This is a genomic window from Trinickia sp. (assembly GCF_057351765.1).
In genome coordinates this window covers 18,145-33,741 of the sequence record NZ_JBMRBK010000040.1, presented here as the reverse complement: position 1 = coordinate 33,741, position 15,597 = coordinate 18,145, and the positions used below count along the sequence as shown (strand labels likewise).

General features: G+C 62.1%; 16 protein-coding genes and 1 pseudogene. 9 read left to right on the top strand and 8 right to left on the bottom strand.

All coding sequences use genetic code 11. The annotated features are described in order from the left end of the window. The first annotated feature begins 398 nt into the window (after positions 1 to 398). The 3 genes from ACO1XS_RS10550 to ahpF all read left to right on the top strand — a co-directional run bounded on the left by ACO1XS_RS10550 (position 399) and on the right by ahpF (position 3,953). Positions 399 to 1,538, top strand: a complete 1,140-nt coding sequence (locus tag ACO1XS_RS10550) for a hypothetical protein (RefSeq protein WP_486390631.1) — start codon at positions 399 to 401, stop codon at positions 1,536 to 1,538. A gap of 156 nt (positions 1,539 to 1,694) precedes the next feature. Then, entirely contained in the window at positions 1,695 to 2,258 is a 564-nt protein-coding gene (gene ahpC, locus ACO1XS_RS10545) for an alkyl hydroperoxide reductase subunit C (protein ID WP_331570717.1), read from the top strand. A gap of 93 nt (positions 2,259 to 2,351) precedes the next feature. Then, the gene (gene ahpF / locus ACO1XS_RS10540; RefSeq protein ID WP_486390630.1) at positions 2,352 to 3,953 is read left to right on the top strand and encodes an alkyl hydroperoxide reductase subunit F; all 1,602 of its coding nucleotides are present in this window, start codon (positions 2,352 to 2,354) and stop codon (positions 3,951 to 3,953) included. Between the two features lie 136 nt (positions 3,954 to 4,089). Here ahpF and fae read toward each other — a convergent pair whose 3' ends face one another. Continuing rightward, positions 4,090 to 4,623: a formaldehyde-activating enzyme gene (gene fae, locus ACO1XS_RS10535; protein ID WP_331570707.1), complete on the bottom strand. Its 534-nt coding sequence runs from the start codon at positions 4,621 to 4,623 to the stop codon at positions 4,090 to 4,092. Between the two features lie 195 nt (positions 4,624 to 4,818). Further along, positions 4,819 to 5,238, bottom strand: a complete 420-nt coding sequence (locus tag ACO1XS_RS10530; RefSeq protein ID WP_331570705.1) for a secondary thiamine-phosphate synthase enzyme YjbQ — start codon at positions 5,236 to 5,238, stop codon at positions 4,819 to 4,821. A gap of 96 nt (positions 5,239 to 5,334) precedes the next feature. On the opposite strand from ACO1XS_RS10530, the gene ACO1XS_RS10525 reads away from it, so the two are divergent. Further along, positions 5,335 to 5,832 (top strand): GNAT family N-acetyltransferase, encoded by a 498-nt coding sequence (locus tag ACO1XS_RS10525; RefSeq protein WP_440564037.1) that lies wholly within the window; start codon positions 5,335 to 5,337, stop codon positions 5,830 to 5,832. A gap of 114 nt (positions 5,833 to 5,946) precedes the next feature. On the opposite strand, the gene ACO1XS_RS10520 is transcribed toward ACO1XS_RS10525, so the two are convergent. Next, complete coding sequence (locus ACO1XS_RS10520) at positions 5,947 to 6,120, bottom strand: hypothetical protein (protein WP_331570701.1); 174 nt, start codon at positions 6,118 to 6,120, stop codon at positions 5,947 to 5,949. A 232-nt stretch (positions 6,121 to 6,352) separates the two neighbouring features. On the opposite strand from ACO1XS_RS10520, the gene ACO1XS_RS10515 reads away from it, so the two are divergent. From ACO1XS_RS10515 to ACO1XS_RS10505, 3 genes and pseudogenes are all read left to right on the top strand, one after another. After that, positions 6,353 to 6,670, top strand: coding sequence for a DUF4148 domain-containing protein (locus ACO1XS_RS10515; RefSeq protein WP_331570699.1), 318 nt, complete (start codon positions 6,353 to 6,355; stop codon positions 6,668 to 6,670). Positions 6,671 to 7,140: 470 nt separating this feature from the next. Then, positions 7,141 to 7,893, top strand: a pseudogene (locus ACO1XS_RS10510) (S10 family serine carboxypeptidase-like protein); the annotation flags it as partial. Positions 7,894 to 8,995: 1,102 nt separating this feature from the next. Then, positions 8,996 to 9,388, top strand: a complete 393-nt coding sequence (locus ACO1XS_RS10505; RefSeq protein WP_331570695.1) for a 2-oxoglutarate dehydrogenase — start codon at positions 8,996 to 8,998, stop codon at positions 9,386 to 9,388. A 29-nt stretch (positions 9,389 to 9,417) separates the two neighbouring features. On the opposite strand, the gene ACO1XS_RS10500 is transcribed toward ACO1XS_RS10505, so the two are convergent. Both ACO1XS_RS10500 and ACO1XS_RS10495 read right to left on the bottom strand, forming a co-directional pair. After that, positions 9,418 to 10,164, bottom strand: a complete 747-nt coding sequence (locus ACO1XS_RS10500; RefSeq protein ID WP_486390629.1) for a GNAT family N-acetyltransferase — start codon at positions 10,162 to 10,164, stop codon at positions 9,418 to 9,420. Positions 10,165 to 10,202: 38 nt separating this feature from the next. Further along, positions 10,203 to 10,919, bottom strand: coding sequence for a pyridoxamine 5'-phosphate oxidase family protein (locus ACO1XS_RS10495; RefSeq protein ID WP_414720271.1), 717 nt, complete (start codon positions 10,917 to 10,919; stop codon positions 10,203 to 10,205). 80 nt (positions 10,920 to 10,999) lie between these two features. Between ACO1XS_RS10495 and pdxR the strand changes: the two genes are divergently transcribed. After that, positions 11,000 to 12,490 carry a MocR-like pyridoxine biosynthesis transcription factor PdxR gene (gene pdxR / locus ACO1XS_RS10490; protein ID WP_486390698.1) on the top strand — a complete coding sequence of 497 codons (1,491 nt, stop codon included), beginning with the start codon at positions 11,000 to 11,002 and terminating at the stop codon, positions 12,488 to 12,490. Positions 12,491 to 12,517: 27 nt separating this feature from the next. Here pdxR and ACO1XS_RS10485 read toward each other — a convergent pair whose 3' ends face one another. The 3 genes from ACO1XS_RS10485 to ACO1XS_RS10475 are packed head-to-tail and all read right to left on the bottom strand — an operon-like array spanning position 12,518 to position 13,883. After that, complete coding sequence (locus ACO1XS_RS10485; protein ID WP_331570687.1) at positions 12,518 to 12,934, bottom strand: VOC family protein; 417 nt, start codon at positions 12,932 to 12,934, stop codon at positions 12,518 to 12,520. Further along, complete coding sequence (locus ACO1XS_RS10480) at positions 12,931 to 13,488, bottom strand: helix-turn-helix domain-containing protein (RefSeq protein ID WP_414720270.1); 558 nt, start codon at positions 13,486 to 13,488, stop codon at positions 12,931 to 12,933. Before ACO1XS_RS10480 ends, ACO1XS_RS10485 begins: the two co-directional genes overlap by 4 nt. A 56-nt stretch (positions 13,489 to 13,544) precedes the next feature. Further along, positions 13,545 to 13,883 carry a hypothetical protein gene (locus tag ACO1XS_RS10475; RefSeq protein ID WP_486390628.1) on the bottom strand — a complete coding sequence of 113 codons (339 nt, stop codon included), beginning with the start codon at positions 13,881 to 13,883 and terminating at the stop codon, positions 13,545 to 13,547. A 198-nt stretch (positions 13,884 to 14,081) separates the two neighbouring features. On the opposite strand from ACO1XS_RS10475, the gene ACO1XS_RS10470 reads away from it, so the two are divergent. Next, positions 14,082 to 15,551 (top strand): aminotransferase-like domain-containing protein, encoded by a 1,470-nt coding sequence (locus ACO1XS_RS10470; protein ID WP_486390627.1) that lies wholly within the window; start codon positions 14,082 to 14,084, stop codon positions 15,549 to 15,551. Positions 15,552 to 15,597: the final 46 nt, after the last annotated feature.

The following is a 15,597-nucleotide window of genomic DNA, read 5'->3' as shown; positions in this document are numbered from 1 at the left end:
ACTCGAACGCGGATAACGGTCCGCTCCATGGGAGGTCGCAGATGAGCGAAGTTAGCCGCGTAAGGGGTGGTCAAGAGCAGCCTGTCGTATCCGGCCCGCAACCGGACGAGAAATCCGATTCGTCGAAGGCTTCGGTTCGATCGGTACGAGGAAGGCTTGGCGAGATCGCGTCGAAAGCTCGACCGATAGCCTCCGCAGTTACTGGGGCAGCTGCGGACGCCGCGACGGCGGCACGACGATCGGCAGCATGGAGAACTGCATCCGACCGGCTGACAATGGCGGCGCATCGTCCTTTGACGGCTGCGTCAGATGCGGCCTGGATCGGACGATTGCCGGGCGGTCAGCGTGTGAGAAGCGCGCTGACGCAGGCCGCTGAAAAAGCTGCTGTCGCACGTGCAATGGGTCCCAATCTAAAGACTTTGCTCGGCGACATCGATCCGCTCGACGCGGCGATCGACACCCACCAGCGCGAACAAATGCTGAGCGCGATAAAAAATCTGGGTTTGAGGGCGGAAATCGCAATTGTCGACGAGAACGGCCAATTGAGCCCGGCAGACAGCAAAGTCTTCGAACAGATTTACATGGAAAACTTCCCGGCCGCCGAGGCAGTTCCTGTCAAGACGATCCAGGCGGCAATGGCAAATCGAAAGGCGGCCGGCACGGAACTGGACGGCAAGCGTTTCACGCTCTGCTATACGGGCAAGCTGCCGGGGGAATCCGAAGACAAGCGCCGGCCACTCGCATTCGCGCAAGGCGGCACGCTCGATGCCGGCAAAAACGGCATGGTCAGTTTTGCCGAGTATCTTGCCGTCCAAGACGAATTTCGCGGCCATGGGATGCTGCATGTGATGCTGGGCTTTGTCAATGCATCGGCTATGGCGGCGGTCGCCAAGCATAACCAAACGACGGGCGACGACAAGGCAATGCTCGGGGCAGTGTGGGAAATCGATCCGAAGGGGCGCGGCGAGACTGCGGAGGACCGCCTCTACACGATTCAACGGAACCGGATTTATGACCGTGCCGGCGCGCTAGTCGTCATGGGGCAAACAAATGATGAGCGCCTCGTACCCGTGCACGCACAGCCTGATGTAACTCCTGACGGCAACACCGGCAATTGGCATCTGCATTTCGTCTACCGCCCCAACCCCGGCAGCCCTGCGTTCGACAAAGACGCACTCGTGGCCGCCAGCCAGAGCTATGACGACTATTTCCGCGACTGGGCGGCAACCGGCCAGCCGGGCGTTGATGCAGCCAAGATCGTCGAAGCGGCCCGGTATAAGGGTGAGTTACATGCAGGGTTCGACGAGGTCGCGCTGATGAAGCCGAGCGATGCGCCGAGCGACTGGGACATGGCACGCGACGACCCGCTCGTCGCACAGATCGTCGCGGAAGGATTCGGACTTGTGCGTGGGGATGGGTCAAGCTACAGCGACGCAGACTTCGCGAATCCCGCTATCAGGAACGAGATCGCCGCTCGTGCGGCGACCGCATTTGCGCGCGAACTCGGGGAGGCGAACGCGGCCGCGGAGGCCGAGTAAAAACGCTGCGGCCCGTCCCGCGGGCCGCAGTCTGGTTGGCGCAATGGGACCGATAGCTTCCCTCAATCCGATTGATACTGACAATCAAATTCACGGATCGATAGCTTCGGGCCATACTGCACTCACTTTCCAACCCAACCAGAGGATGTACGCGAAATGTCGATCATCAACAGCCAAGTCAAGCCGTTCAAGGCCACCGCTTATCACAATGGCGACTTCGTGACGGTCACGGACGAGACGTTCAAGGGCAAGTGGTCCGTCGTTTTCTTCTACCCGGCCGATTTCACGTTTGTCTGCCCGACGGAGCTCGGCGATCTGGCTGATCGTTATGCCGAATTCCAGAAGCTTGGCGTCGAAATCTACAGCGTGTCGACCGACACCCATTTCACCCACAAGGCGTGGCACGACACGTCGGACACGATCGGCAAGATCAAATATCCGATGATCGCGGACCCGACGCGTGCGATTGCGCAAAACTTCGATGTCCTGATCGAGGAAGAAGGTCTGGCATTGCGCGGCACCTTCGTCATCAACCCCGAAGGCCAAATCAAGCTGTGCGAAATCCATGACAACGGCATCGGCCGCGATGCAGGCGAACTGCTGCGCAAGGTGCAAGCTGCGCAATACATTGCGGCTCACCCGGGCGAAGTCTGCCCCGCGAAGTGGACGCCCGGCGCCGAAACGCTGACGCCGTCGCTCGACCTCGTCGGCAAGATCTAAGCCTTTCCCGCCCGGCTGGATGCGGCGCCGTCTGCTCGATGGCGCCGCGTGCAGCCTGCCTCTTTCCGCCCCATTCGACATACCGGATCAGCCATGCTTGACGCGAATCTCAAGACCCAACTGAAATCATATTTGGACAAAGTCACGCGGCCTATCGAGATCGTCGCATCGGTCGACGACTCGGCCAAATCGCAAGAGCTGCTCGCGCTGTTGCGCGAGATCGCCACGCTGACCGAACGCGTCGCCGTCATCGAACGGCGTGACGACGACGAACGCAAACCGTCGTTTTCGATCGGCGAGCCCGGCAAAGCCGCGAGCATCCGGTTTGCCGGCATTCCAATGGGGCACGAATTCACGTCGCTCGTGCTCGCGCTGCTTCAGGTGGGCGGGCACCCCATCAAGCTCGAGCAAGCGGTGATCGACCAGATCCGCGAGCTCGACGGCGATTACACGTTCGAAACGTATTTCTCGCTGAGCTGCCAGAACTGTCCGGAGGTGGTGCAAGCGCTGAACGTCATGGCGCTCGTCAATCCGCGCATCCGTCATATCGCGATCGATGGTGCGCTGTTTCAACACGAAGTCGAGTCGCGCCAGATCATGGCCGTGCCCACGATGTTCCTCAACGGCGCGGTATTCGGGCAAGGCCGCAGCGGCGTCAAGGAGATTCTCGCCAAGCTCGACGGCAACGCCGGCGCGAAGGCCGCCAAGGCGCTCGAGAACAAACCTGTTTTCGATATGCTCATCGTCGGTGGCGGCCCCGCGGGCGCCGCGGCCGCAATTTATGCCGCGCGCAAAGGTATCGCGACGGGTGTCGCGGCCGAGCGTTTCGGTGGTCAGGTACTCGATACGCTCGCCATCGAGAATTTCGTTTCGGTGCAGGAAACGGAAGGTCCCAAGTTCGCCGCCGCGCTGGAAGAACACGTGAAGCGCTACGAAGTCGACATCATGGACGCGCAGCGGGCGCAGGCGCTCGTGCCCGGGGAAATCAACGAAATTCATCTGGCCAACGGTGCGGTGCTGAAGGCGAGGACTGTGGTGCTGGCCACTGGCGCGCGCTGGCGCGAAATCGGTGTGCCAGGCGAGCGCGAGTATCGCAATCGCGGTGTGGCGTACTGTCCGCACTGCGACGGTCCGCTCTTCAAAGGCAAGCGCGTGGCCGTCATCGGCGGCGGCAATTCGGGTGTCGAAGCGGCGATCGATCTCGCCGGCATCGTTCGGGAAGTCACGTTGCTTGAATACGGCGAAACGCTGCGCGCGGACGAAGTGCTGCAACGCAAGCTGCGCAGCCTTTCGAACGTGACGGTCGTGACGCGGGCACAGACGACGCAGATCGAAGGCGACGGCAAGAAAGTGACGGCGCTCAGCTATAACGACTTGCGTTCGACCGAGGCGAAGCGCATCGAACTCGAAGGCGTGTTCGTGCAGATCGGACTCGTTCCGAACACCGAATGGTTGAAGGGCACCATCGAGCTCTCCTCGCACGGCGAAATCATCGTCGATGCGAAAGGCGCGACGTCGCTGCCGGGTGTGTTCGCGGCCGGTGACGTTACGACGACCCCGTTCAAGCAGATCGTGATTGCCGTCGGCGAAGGGGCCAAGGCGTCGTTGGGTGCATTCGATTACCTGATTCGCAGCGGCACCGGGCAGCCGGTCAGCGTGCCTGCGAACCGGGAAGCCGAAGCCGCGCTTGCCTGAGGCGGGTCCGAAAACCGCAAGAGAAAAAAACGATCGGCGGGCACCGCTCCATTCGAGCGATGCCTGCCGTTCGTCGTTCGTCGTTCGTCGTTCGTCGTTCAGCGTTTACCGCGCCGCTTGCCGCCGCTTACCGTTTTCAGCTCCAGTCATCCATATCGTGCTTGATCGCATGACGATTGGCGATCAGCGTCTCGACGCTCGGCTCGTTCGACATGGCGCGTTGGATGGCGAGCTTGGTTGCTTCGTAGTTGGTGCGATACATATCCTTCTTGTCGAAATCCGGATCCGTCACGCACCGCGGATCGATCCAGACGAGGCTGATGATGCATAGCTCGTTGGCCTGATCTTTGGGCAGGATGCCTTCGATCAGGCAATCGACGACGGCATCCGCGGTGGCCGATTGCACGACGCCGCCGAAAAGCTCGATGGTGGCCATATCCTTCAATGTCACCTTCGGGACCATGATCGTGGCCGGACGCACCATTTGGTTGCAGGCTCGAATGGCGAACATCGCCGTATGGCCTTTCGTCTGGGCCATCATATTGGCGAAGGCGTGCCCGACCGGGCCGTCGACGCGGCCGATCAAAATCTCGGGCATCGCATCGGTGGCCTGGCCCGGCGCCGCGAAAACGGTAGCTTCGCCCGCGCGAAAGGTCATATCAATGGGCATGGAATCGACTCCTTTTGAAAGTGCAACGACAAACGATTGAACATCCGTATTCCGGCAATCGAAGGGGGCGGTGAATGCAATGTTGATGCCGGCTGTCGAAGGGCCGCCGTGGGCCCCCGCTCGCGTTTGTCGAGGGAGCAAAGTGTCAGCATTCCGAGACACAGTGATCCGTCGAGGCAGGAACCAACGCTGCCACTATTGCCCGATGAGGTGGAGCACGATATCGCGCGTATGCGGTTGCCGCCGGTGTTCGAACACGTAGATGCCTTGCCAGCTGCCCAGTGCGAGCCGGCCATTTTCGAGTGGGATGGTCAACTGGACTTGTGTCAGCGCGGCGCGCAGATGTGCAGGCATGTCATCCGGGCCTTCGGTGTCATGCTCGTACCGGTTCGGGTCCTCGGGTGCGACGGTCTCGAAGTAGCGCTCGAGATCGCGGCGCACCGAAGGATCGGCATTTTCCTGTATGAGCAGCGAGGCCGAAGTATGGCGGCAAAAAACGGTGAGCAAGCCGTTGTCGATCGGCTGGCGATCGACGAACTCGCTAACCTCCGTCGTAATCTCGACGAGTCCTCGGCCGCGCGTTCCGACATGCAGATGTTCGAGGGCTTGGCGCATTTGGGGTTCTCCGGAACGGCAGTTCCTGCACAACGAAACCAAAGGTAACATGCTCTAGCGAAGAATTCGCAACCCAACACAGGAGTCAATAAGCGAATGGAAATTGCGATACGGGACGCGATACCCGCCGATGCGTCCGTCATCCTCGACTTCATCAAGGAATTGGCAACTTACGAGAAGGCTGCCGATCAGGTCGTTGCGACGGTCGATTCGATCAGGAGCGGTCTTTTCGGCGACGGCGCGCACATTCGTGCGCGCATCTGCGAAGTGGATGGGCAGCCTGCTGGTTTTGCCCTTTACTTCTTTTCCTTTTCGACATGGCAGGGGCGTAAAGGCCTGTACCTGGAGGACCTTTACGTCACACCGCGCTTTCGCGGCGCGGGCGCCGGCAAGCACTTGCTGCACGATCTCGCCAGAATTGCCGTCGCTACGGGATGCGGACGTTTCGAATGGAGCGTGCTCGATTGGAACGAACCCGCCATTCGGTTCTATGAATCCGTTGGCGCGAAACCGCAGAGCGAATGGGTCCGCTATCGGTTGACCGGCGACGCGTTGCAAGCATTTGCGGACGACCGCGAGATCAAGGCCGATTGATGGCTGCGTCGCTCGAGGCGCGCGTGCGGCGTTGGGCTTCCTTTACCAATCGGGCAGCGACATGGGGACGCCGTGCTTGCTGCGGGCCGCATGCCGCTTGCCAAGTCATGCGCGTCAGCCCACCGGCGTTTCGCCTTCGCCCGGCTTCTTGCCTGGCTTGTCGGCGGGTGACTGCTTGCGTGCCTGATCGCCGCGTTCGGGCATCTTGCTGCGCGCGTCGTCGTTATGGTGCGCGGGTTTCGGGTGCTTGAAATCGGCCTGCTGGGTATCGTTTCTCGTCTGATTCATGGTGTGCTCCGTTCGGTCGTCCAGCGTGAAAAAGACAGCAAGTCGCGCGCCTGAGCCAACATTGCGGTAGGGCCCGATTCCGACAGACCCAAGTTGATTCGCCCCCGAAATAATCGGTGATAAAGCGGTAATGAACTGCTCGTCGTTTCTTAAGTTTCGTCGACTATCCTGGATAGCGCCACTTTTCGAATGCCACTTGGCCCGTGGCCGAAACTACGGAGGTATGTCGATCATGAACGGTTTATTCCGTACTGTCGTTATCTCGTCCGCGCTCGCGCTGCCTGCATTCGCGCTCGCGCAGCAAACCAACGGTCCGGTGACTCGAGAGCAAGTTCAAAACGACCTGCGTCAACTCGAGGCGGCGGGCTATAGCCCGGCTGCCGGCGAAAACGCGCAGTACCCAAACGATATCCAGGCCGCTGAAGCGCGCGCGCAAGGCGCCGCGCAGACCGGCATCGGCGGTGCGACGAGCGGCACGTCGCAATCCGGACGCTCGATGGAGCCCGCCCCGGAATCAGCTCAGCCGTCGACAATGCAGCCGCCGCAGTAATCGCGGAACATGCGTTGACCTGACCTCGTCCATGGCCAGGTGCCGCGCCTCCAAGCGCGTGCAACCTGGCCTCTTCACAAGTGCCGCTCGTTCGGCCATCAAAAACACAAAAATAGCGTTCCGCGGAATTCCTCCTTGCCAGGTGTCATCGAATCGCAAGCCCCCGCCTCGATATGCCTCGATATGCGCTCCTTTTGAATCTGACAAATTGAAAGAATAGAGAAGCGCCTTGAATTGAGCATTGTTTACGATCGACCGTCTTGACAAAGTCAAACCTTAAATCTAGTTTCACTATCGTTGAATGGAAAGTCGGACACTCCCAAAAATGGTAGTGAAGTAATAACAACCTCTGATTCGCATAGAAATGCTGATTTAGTCGGTAAGTGCTCGTATTTTTTATTGAAAATGACGGGCTGGAAATCGGCTTGTCTGTTGTTCGCCGTCGGCCCGTTCAACCATGAAGGACAGACATGAGACCGGACCTCAGCTGTAGCGCCAGTAGCGCGGGCCGCCAGGGACACTTCATCTGGCTCGGCGCATTGGTGATGGCAACGACGATTCTCTCAGCCTGTGGCGGCGGAGATGGCGGGTCATCCGCGGCATCGAGTGCAATGCACGCGAGCGCGGGCGCAAGCCAGCTCGCCAATCAGGTGCAGACGGCGAATCAGCCCTATACCGATCCAATTGCCTATTCACCGCATGCGAAAGACGGCCTCGATGCGTCGCAAGTCGCTGAGAAATCCGCTGTCATGCATTACCAATGGACGTCCGGCGGGAAGACGCTCAATTACACGACGACCACGGGCCATTTGACCGCATCCGACGCGAATGGCAAGCCCGAAGCGACGATGTCATACGTGGCGTATACCGTGCCGAGCACGAACGGCACGCCGCGCCCTGTGACGTTCTTCTATAACGGCGGGCCGGGCTCTTCGTCGATCTGGCTGCGGCTTGGATCGTTCGCGCCGACGCGTGTCGCCACCCCGGACCCGCTGCTGACGAACTGGCCCAACTATCCGCTCGTCAACAACGAGCAAAGCCTCATCGATACGACCGATATGGTCTTCATCGATCCCCCCGGTACGGGCCTCTCAGAGGCCATCTTGCCGTACATGAATCAAACGTTCTGGGGTTGCGATTCCGATGTCGGCGTCATGCGTGATTTCATCAGGCGTTATCTGGCGGCGAACAACCGCGGTGATTCGCCCCTTTATCTCTTCGGCGAGTCGTACGGCACGCCGCGCACCGATATGCTCGCGCTTGCGTTGGAATCGGCCGGCGTGCATTTGTCTGGCATTGTCCTGCAGTCGTCGATTCTGAATTACTTCGCCGATGCCATCGAAGCGGTGGCGATCACGAATTCGACGAGCGCGCTTGCGCTGGACACCGATACGTTGAGCGGCTATCTGCCGGCCTATGCGGAAGTCGCGGCCTACTATAACCAGGTCCAGCCCGCGCCGGTCGATCCCGGCGTCTATGCCTGGCAAGTCGCGACGTTCGTGACCGGCGAATATCGGCAGTTCCGCAAATACGCGCAGACCTGGGTGCTCAGCCAACTGGGCATTCCCGACGCGCTGGGCAAGCCCGTACTGCCGAATCAGAACGTACTGTCGTCGTGGACCTGGAGCTCGGGCATGACGATGCAGGCGTTGAACGGTTACTTCAACGTGAACCCGTTCTTCACGGCATTGTTGCCCGGGACGACGATCGGTCGTTACGACGGACGCGTGTCGCTGCCGAACTCCGATCCGCGCCTGCAAGCCGATTCCGACCCGTCCGACATTCTCATCGCGCAGCCATTCGCGAACGCACTGGCAACGCAAATGCCGGACTACCTTGGCTATAGCGCGCCGAACGCCACGTTCATGCCGCTCAACGACGAGATCATCCAGGTGTGGGACTTCTCGCATGACGGCCAGCCGTTGCCGGACACGGTGCCGGATCTGCTGGCTGCGCTGACGCTTAATCCGCAACTGAAAGTGCTCTCGCTGAACGGCTACCATGATCTCGCGACGCCCTTCTTCAACACCGAGAAGCAGTTGGCTCGTTTGCAGACGGTAGCTGGCCTGTTCCCCAATCTGCAGGTCACGTTCTACCCCGGGGGGCATATGATTTACCTTGACGACACGGCGCGTCCGCAGATGAAGGTCCAACTGGCTGATTTCTATCGGGGGCAGTGGATTCCAGGCGCGCTTGGCCTCTGGATGCTGCCTCCGCCGTGGCGCGACGAGGCGCCGGCCGGCACGCCGACCGAGACCGCGCAGACTTCGGCACTCTAGCCCGCGATCGCGGTCAATTCGGACACTTATCTATCGAGAGCTCAACATGTCTCCAATCGATATCCGACGTGGCGCTGTCCTGATCGCTGTTTGCCTGGCGGCAGCCAGTGCCCAGGCGACACCTCAGGCCGTCGCTCCGGTCACACCCGCGCATCCCGGCGGCGGCGTGGACGGCCCGTATTTCCCGCGCGAGCGCGTCGCACCCGTCGCGCCGTCGACGGGTGCGCTGCTCAAGCAACAAGCTCAACAGCGGCTCGAAGCGCGCCTCGGCGCGCATTCGGCACTCAGCAACGGTGCGGCCATCACCAAGGCCCAGGCGCAGCAAAACGGGCTGGGATACATCGCCCGGCACTTCGATGAAATCGACACCGCGCATACCGGGCGCGTTTCATTGAGCGACGTGCGGCAATATCTGCAGCAAAAACAGCAGCATCAGTGATCGATGCCCAGCGCGGCGACGCCCGCAGTTCACGCGCCGCCGCGCTGCGATTCGATCAATGCGCGAAGCGACAGGCGCTGGCGTCCCTCGGCATCGAAGTTCTCCGGTGCCAGCCAGTGCTCGAAACCTGCCTTGATGGCAGGCCATTCGCGATCGATGATCGAAAACCAGGCCGTATCGCGCGAACGGCCCTTATAGACGATCGCCTGGCGAAAGCAGCCTTCATACTGGAAGCCATAGCGCAGCGCGGCAGCGCGCGACGGTGCATTCAGACTGTCGCACTTCCATTCGAAGCGGCGGTAGCCGAGCTCGTCGAAGACACGTCGCATCAGCAGATACATCGCCTCGGTGGCCAGGGTCGTTTGTTTCAGCCGGGGCGAATACGCCACGTGGCCGACCTCGATGACACCGTTCGCGCAGTCGATACGCATCAGTGCGAAGGTGCCGAGCGCCTCGTTCGACACACGATCGACGATGGCATGATGCAGCGCGTCCGTGCTGGCCGCGTTCCGCTCGAGGTATGCGCGCAAACGCGCTTCGTCGGTGAGTGGCTCGGCGTTCGCCATGTAGGTCCAATCGCGCGTATCGGGCGCCATGCTGAACGAACGCCACAGCGCGGGGCCATGTCGGTCGACGTCGAGCGGCTCGATCCGGCACAGGCGCCCATCGATCGGCGTGCGCGGCGGCCACTCGCGCGGCGTCCAGTCGGGCAGCGAAGGACCGATCGGCTGATCGAACTCATTGAGGATCGGCGAGGCATCGCATGTCGGGCTCATGGTTTCTCCTGGTCTTTGCGCGCTTCCGAGGGCAGTATTCATGCTTTCGCCGCTTCGTGCCAGTCGAGCACGTAACGGGGCGTCTCGCCCGGTGAGGCCGCGGCGATTGGCGCCCGCGGTGCGAGCGCCAAGGGCAGTACGCCAGCCCATACGGGCAACTCCAAATCTTCCTCGTCGTCATTCGGGCCGCCCGTGCGGACCTTGCACGAGGCTTCGTCGAGCGCGATACGCAGCACCGTGGTGGCTGCGAGTTCCTTCGCGTTGCCGGGACGCGCATGTCGCGACCGCCCGGGAGCGAGCGTTTCCATGAACGCATCGAGTGTGGCGGCCTTCTGCGATTCGGGCACGACCTCGAATACGCCGTAGATGATCGCGCAGCGGTAGTTCATGGAATGATTGAACGCCGAGCGCGCGAGGACGAGCCCGTCCAGATGCATGACGGTGATGCACACCTGTGCTCCGTCGGCCGCGAGTTTGAGCATGCGGCTGCCGTTCGAACCATGCACGTATAGATGGTTGCCCTCCCGCCAGCATGCGGTGGGGATGTTGTGCACGCCCTCCGAATCGGCGAAGGCGATATGGCAGACGTAGGCATCGTCGACGATCGCCTCGAGCGTGGCGCGATCGTATCGGCCCCGTTGCGGTACGCGCCTCACGCGCGTACGGGTAGAGCTTGGCGAATTCGTTTCTTCCGCGGACATCGTTGCCTCGTTGTGGTTCGTAAAACGCCAAGCGTAGAAAAAACGTGGCACCATGGGTAGACCCACGAAACGACGATATTTTGGGGCCACGATTCGATGCCACCGATGCCACCGATGCCACCGATGGAGCCGCGATGGACTACGTGTTGATGTTCGCCGAATACGCACGCGAAGTGCAAGGGAGTGCGGACGCCCGTCAGTCCCGACAGCAGCGGCTTTATGCGTGCTTGCGAGCTGCGATTTTGCGCGGGACGATCGCGTCTGGAACGCGGCTTCCCGCATCGCGCGTGCTGGCCGAGGAGCTCGGCGTCGCGAGAAATTCCGTCCTTTATGCCTATGAGCAACTGGCAGCGGAGGGCTTCGTCGCGGGATCGAGGCAGGGTACGGTGGTGGCGGATGTCGGGCTGACACCGCAAGCGGATGCAATCGAGCATGAGGAGGGCAAGCCGCGGTTATCGCGCCGGGCGTCGAATATCGGCCGGCCGTCGGACGATTATTCGGAGGTCGATGGGGAGCCTCGTGCGTTCGTCCCCGGGCTGCCGGCGCTCGATGCATTTCCGATACGGCAATGGCGGCGTTGTCTGGAGCGTGCGTGGCGCAGCGTCGATTCGACGCGCCTCGATTTCATGTCGGCCGGCGGTAACGTTGCGCTGCGCGAAGCCATTGCCAACTATGTACGGGTCTCGCGCGGCGTGCGTTGCGACGCGGCGCACGTGGTCATTACCGATGGAACGCAAAGCAGCCTCGATCTTTGCGCACGCACGCTTGCCGACGCGGGCGATACCGCGTGGATGGAAGACCCCGGCTACGGCGGCGCGCAGGCGGCATTCCAGTGCGCGGATCTGCGGGTCGTGCCGGTGCCGGTCGATGCGGACGGCCTCGCGCCGCCGCCCGCGTTGTGGCGCGAGGCGCCGCCGAAGCTCATCTACATTACGCCGTCACATCAGTATCCGCTCGGTTCGGTCATGAGCCTCGAGCGTCGGCTGATGCTGTTGCAGGCGGCCAGCGCGTGCGGCGCATGGATCCTCGAGGACGATTACGACAGCGAGTTTCGTCACCAGGGTACGCCGCTCGCGTCCTTGCAGGGTTTGGCCCCCGACGCGCCGGTCGTGTATCTCGGCACGTTCAGCAAAGTGATGTTTCCGGCGCTCAGGATCGCGTTCATCGTCGCCCCGTCCGTGCTCGCGCATCAATTGGTCAAAGTGGCGAGCCGCTTGATGCCGATGGGCCGCCTTGCGGAGCAGCTCGCGCTTGCGGAATTCATCGACTCGGGATATTTCACGCAGCATCTGCGGCGGATGCGCAAGCTCTATGGCGAGCGGCGCGAGGCGTTGCTGGATGCATTGCATCGTCATATGAGCGGCTTGCTGACCGTTTCGGCGGGCGCGGGAGGCATGCATTTATCGGCGCGGCTCGATATGCCCGTCGACGATATTGCCGTCAGCGAGGCGGCACGTGCACATCGCCTTACATTGCGACCGCTTTCGCCGTTTTGTCTCGATGCGGCGGCACGCGCGGACTACCGCGGGCTGGTGCTGGGCTACGGTGCGCTGGACGCACGGCACACGGACGCCGCGGTGCGGCGTATGCGGGGTGTAATCGAAGCGATGGCGCGCGGTACCTGAGAGCGAGTCGATTCCGCGCGCCGATGCTCACGACGCGTTTTGCGCGGCCTGAATCATTTTCCAACCGTTGCCGGCAGGATCGCGGAATCCGGCATCCACGCTGCCGAAGCGGTCCATCGGCTCTTGCGTGAACTCCACGCCGAGGGCATGGAGCTTGGCGTAGCTGGCGCGGCAGTCGGTTACCGAGAGCACCAGGGGCGGCATGGCGCCCTTGGCGACCATCGCGCGCAACGTCCGTGCGGTGGCTTCGTCGTGGATGGGCGGCCCCGGCGTGAACAGGCCCAATTGGAACGAAGGCTGATCCGGATGCTGGACGGTGAGCCAGCGATAGGGCCCGTTGCGCACGTCCGTGTGGACGCGAAATCCGAGTTTGCCGACGTAAAACGCCAGCGCTTCGTCCTGGTCGTCGACGTACAAGCCTACGACGTTGATACCTTCGTTCATTCGACCTCCTTGGGTTCTTTGGATGATGGCCGAACTGTATCGCCGGCCATACGGCGACGCTTCTCCAAAACTGCGATGGTGAGGTCGGGGCGCTGCGCGGCTTTCAGTACGCATGCGGGCACGCGGTCGAGCGCAGGTACGCCGGCCCGAGCCTCCTGGCGCAGGGCGCCGGGGCTCTGGCCGGTGATATCGCGGAAAATGCGGCCGAAAGTACCGAGGCTCTCCCAGCCGGTGGCGAAGGCGATTTCCGTGATGTCGAGATCGGTGTCGCGCAGCAGGGTAGCGGCCTGTTCGATGCGCCGCGTCAGCAGATAGCGGTGCGGCGGAAGACCGAACGCGCGCTTGAACGAGCGCGCGAAGTGCGCTTCGGAGATGGCGCTGACTTCGGCCAAACGCTTGATCGGCCATGCTTCATGCGAGGCGGCATCCATCCGGTCTTTGGCACGCAGCAGGCGGCGAAGCAAGGCCGGGTCTTCCAATGGCTCTGCGTCGGCCGACGCCTGAGCCGGGGCCGGGGCCGGCGACGTGGCGCGGGCGTTTTCTCGAGGAGACATAAGGTCCGTCTTTGCGACCGAAATGCGGGTAGTTTAGCTATCCGCTGGGTCGTGCGCTAACGGGCGGGGTGCGGCAGCTTGAGCCAACGGGGAATTGCCGCGTTCGCGATCCATGCGGCACAGCGCGCGAAGGCTGTCGAGGCAGGTTCGACCGCGCCGACTGCGGCCGTTTGGCCCGCAGTGCTTATCTCGACGAACGCATCGCAAGGCAACCGGTACCCCTCTCCTTCGCCGAGACGCACGCGGCTGACAGGTGCGGCATCGAGCAGCCAATTCAGCGATTCGTCCCGATAGCGCAACCTCAGTGTGCCCTCGATTGCAGCGATCGAGCTTCCGCGGCGCAATCGGACGACGTGAATTTGACCTGGAACATACCGCGTTTCGTAAGCTTGCATGGCTGTCGGTCCTGAATGTGAGCGGTCTTTCGAGCTGTTTGCAGACACCTCGAGCTTACGATCGCAGTCAGGGGACGCGACAGACCCAGCATGCGGGAATCTGCAGCGATACAGCGCTTCGTTCGATCCCACTGTATCGGTCCTCAATTCGCCGATCTGTATCTGGCCTGCAGGTGATGTTTGGGACACGATCGGCCCATGCCATTTCCCGACGACCCACCATTCGATCTGCCCATGCCCGGCGAGCCGCTGTACGAACGGCTCGCGGAACACTATCGCCGCATCATCGGTGCGGGCACGCTTGCTCCCGGCGACCGCATGCCCTCGGTGCGCGCATTCATGAGCCGCCATGGCGTCAGCTTGTCCACCGCGGTCCAAACGTTTCGGCGTCTCGAGGAAGCAGGCTTGCTGAGTGCGCGTCCGCGTGCCGGATATTTTGTGCGCCGACCCGTCACGCGTCTCGAGACCGTACGAGAGCCCGGTATGGCCTCGTTGCCCGACGAAGCGAGATATGTAGGCTTGCACGAACGCGTGTCGCGCGTGATCGAGCGGGCCAGCGCCTGCCCCGGTGCATTGAATCTGGGCGGTGCGACGGCGGTTGCCGGGCTCTATCCAACGACCCGGCTGCAATCATTGACGACGCGTCTCTTGCGTCGCCGCCCAACGTTACTGACGGAGGCCGGTGCCGATAGCGGCGCGCCCGAATTTCGGCAGGCTGTGGCACGGCGTGCATTATCGGCAGGTGTCGTCGTATCGCCCGATGAAGTCATCGTGACGATGGGAGGAGTCGAGGCGGTCAATCTCGCTTTACGGGCGGTGGCGCAGCCGGGCGATACGATCGCCATTGAATCGCCCGCATTCTTCGGACTCCTGCAGATCCTGGAAAGCCTGGGTTTGAGGGCATTGGAGATTCCGACGAGCCCGACCACGGGGCTATCGCTGGAGGCGCTCGACATGGCGCTCTCGGCGTACGGCAACGTGAAGGCGGTCGTGGTCGTGCCGCATCTGCAGAATCCGCTCGGCTCGATCATGAGCGACGAACGCAAGGCGGCGTTGGTCAGCATCGGTGCGCGATACGGCGTTGCCATCATCGAGGACGAACCGTATCGAGAACTCGTCGAGGCCGCGGCGGCGCGACCGATCAAGGCGTGGGACCGCGAGGGCAACGTGATTTACTGTCCTTCGCTCAACAAGGTGCTGGCGCCCGGGCTTCGGCTTGGCTGGATGGCGGCGGGCAAATGGGCGAGCCGCATCAAGATGCTCAAGTTCACGCAGAGTCGTCACAACGAGATCCTGCCGCAGCTCGTCGCGGCGGAGTTCCTCGCTTCGGGCGGCTTCGACCGCCATCTGTTTCAATTTCGCGAGCGTTTGCGGGCGCAGCGCGAGGCCGCGGCCGATGCGATCGCACGCTACTTTCCCGAAGGCACGCGCCTAAGCCCGCCCGAGGGCGGGTTGTTACTTTGGGTGGCGCTACCGGAAGGTGTGCGTTCGGAGCGCCTGTTCGAGGCCGCGCTGGCCGTGGGCATCCGGATCGCTCCCGGGGCGATCTTTTCGAATGCCGGTCAATTCGATTCGTTCATACGAATCAGTTGCCCGCGGCCCTTCGATCGAGAGATGGATGACGCGTTGCGACGGCTCGGTGCGCTTGTCCGCAGCCGGCTGGAATAGGTCCCATTAGGGCGCAGGTGTGGCGTCCACGCCGCACATTTGCTGC

Excerpts from the sequence above, each read along its gene's own strand:
- ACO1XS_RS10550 (WP_486390631.1), top strand. The coding sequence starts at position 399 with ATGGGTCCCAATCTAAAGACTTTGCTCGGCGACATCGATCCGCTCGAC.
- ahpC (WP_331570717.1), top strand. The coding sequence starts at position 1,695 with ATGTCGATCATCAACAGCCAAGTCAAGCCGTTCAAGGCCACCGCTTAT.
- ahpF (WP_486390630.1), top strand. The coding sequence starts at position 2,352 with ATGCTTGACGCGAATCTCAAGACCCAACTGAAATCATATTTGGACAAA.
- fae (WP_331570707.1), bottom strand. The coding sequence starts at position 4,623 with ATGCCCATTGATATGACCTTTCGCGCGGGCGAAGCTACCGTTTTCGCG.
- ACO1XS_RS10530 (WP_331570705.1), bottom strand. The coding sequence starts at position 5,238 with ATGCGCCAAGCCCTCGAACATCTGCATGTCGGAACGCGCGGCCGAGGA.
- ACO1XS_RS10525 (WP_440564037.1), top strand. The coding sequence starts at position 5,335 with ATGGAAATTGCGATACGGGACGCGATACCCGCCGATGCGTCCGTCATC.
- ACO1XS_RS10520 (WP_331570701.1), bottom strand. The coding sequence starts at position 6,120 with ATGAATCAGACGAGAAACGATACCCAGCAGGCCGATTTCAAGCACCCG.
- ACO1XS_RS10515 (WP_331570699.1), top strand. The coding sequence starts at position 6,353 with ATGAACGGTTTATTCCGTACTGTCGTTATCTCGTCCGCGCTCGCGCTG.
- ACO1XS_RS10505 (WP_331570695.1), top strand. The coding sequence starts at position 8,996 with ATGTCTCCAATCGATATCCGACGTGGCGCTGTCCTGATCGCTGTTTGC.
- ACO1XS_RS10500 (WP_486390629.1), bottom strand. The coding sequence starts at position 10,164 with ATGAGCCCGACATGCGATGCCTCGCCGATCCTCAATGAGTTCGATCAG.
- ACO1XS_RS10495 (WP_414720271.1), bottom strand. The coding sequence starts at position 10,919 with ATGGTGCCACGTTTTTTCTACGCTTGGCGTTTTACGAACCACAACGAG.
- pdxR (WP_486390698.1), top strand. The coding sequence starts at position 11,000 with ATGGACTACGTGTTGATGTTCGCCGAATACGCACGCGAAGTGCAAGGG.
- ACO1XS_RS10485 (WP_331570687.1), bottom strand. The coding sequence starts at position 12,934 with ATGAACGAAGGTATCAACGTCGTAGGCTTGTACGTCGACGACCAGGAC.
- ACO1XS_RS10480 (WP_414720270.1), bottom strand. The coding sequence starts at position 13,488 with ATGTCTCCTCGAGAAAACGCCCGCGCCACGTCGCCGGCCCCGGCCCCG.
- ACO1XS_RS10475 (WP_486390628.1), bottom strand. The coding sequence starts at position 13,883 with ATGCAAGCTTACGAAACGCGGTATGTTCCAGGTCAAATTCACGTCGTC.
- ACO1XS_RS10470 (WP_486390627.1), top strand. The coding sequence starts at position 14,082 with ATGCCATTTCCCGACGACCCACCATTCGATCTGCCCATGCCCGGCGAG.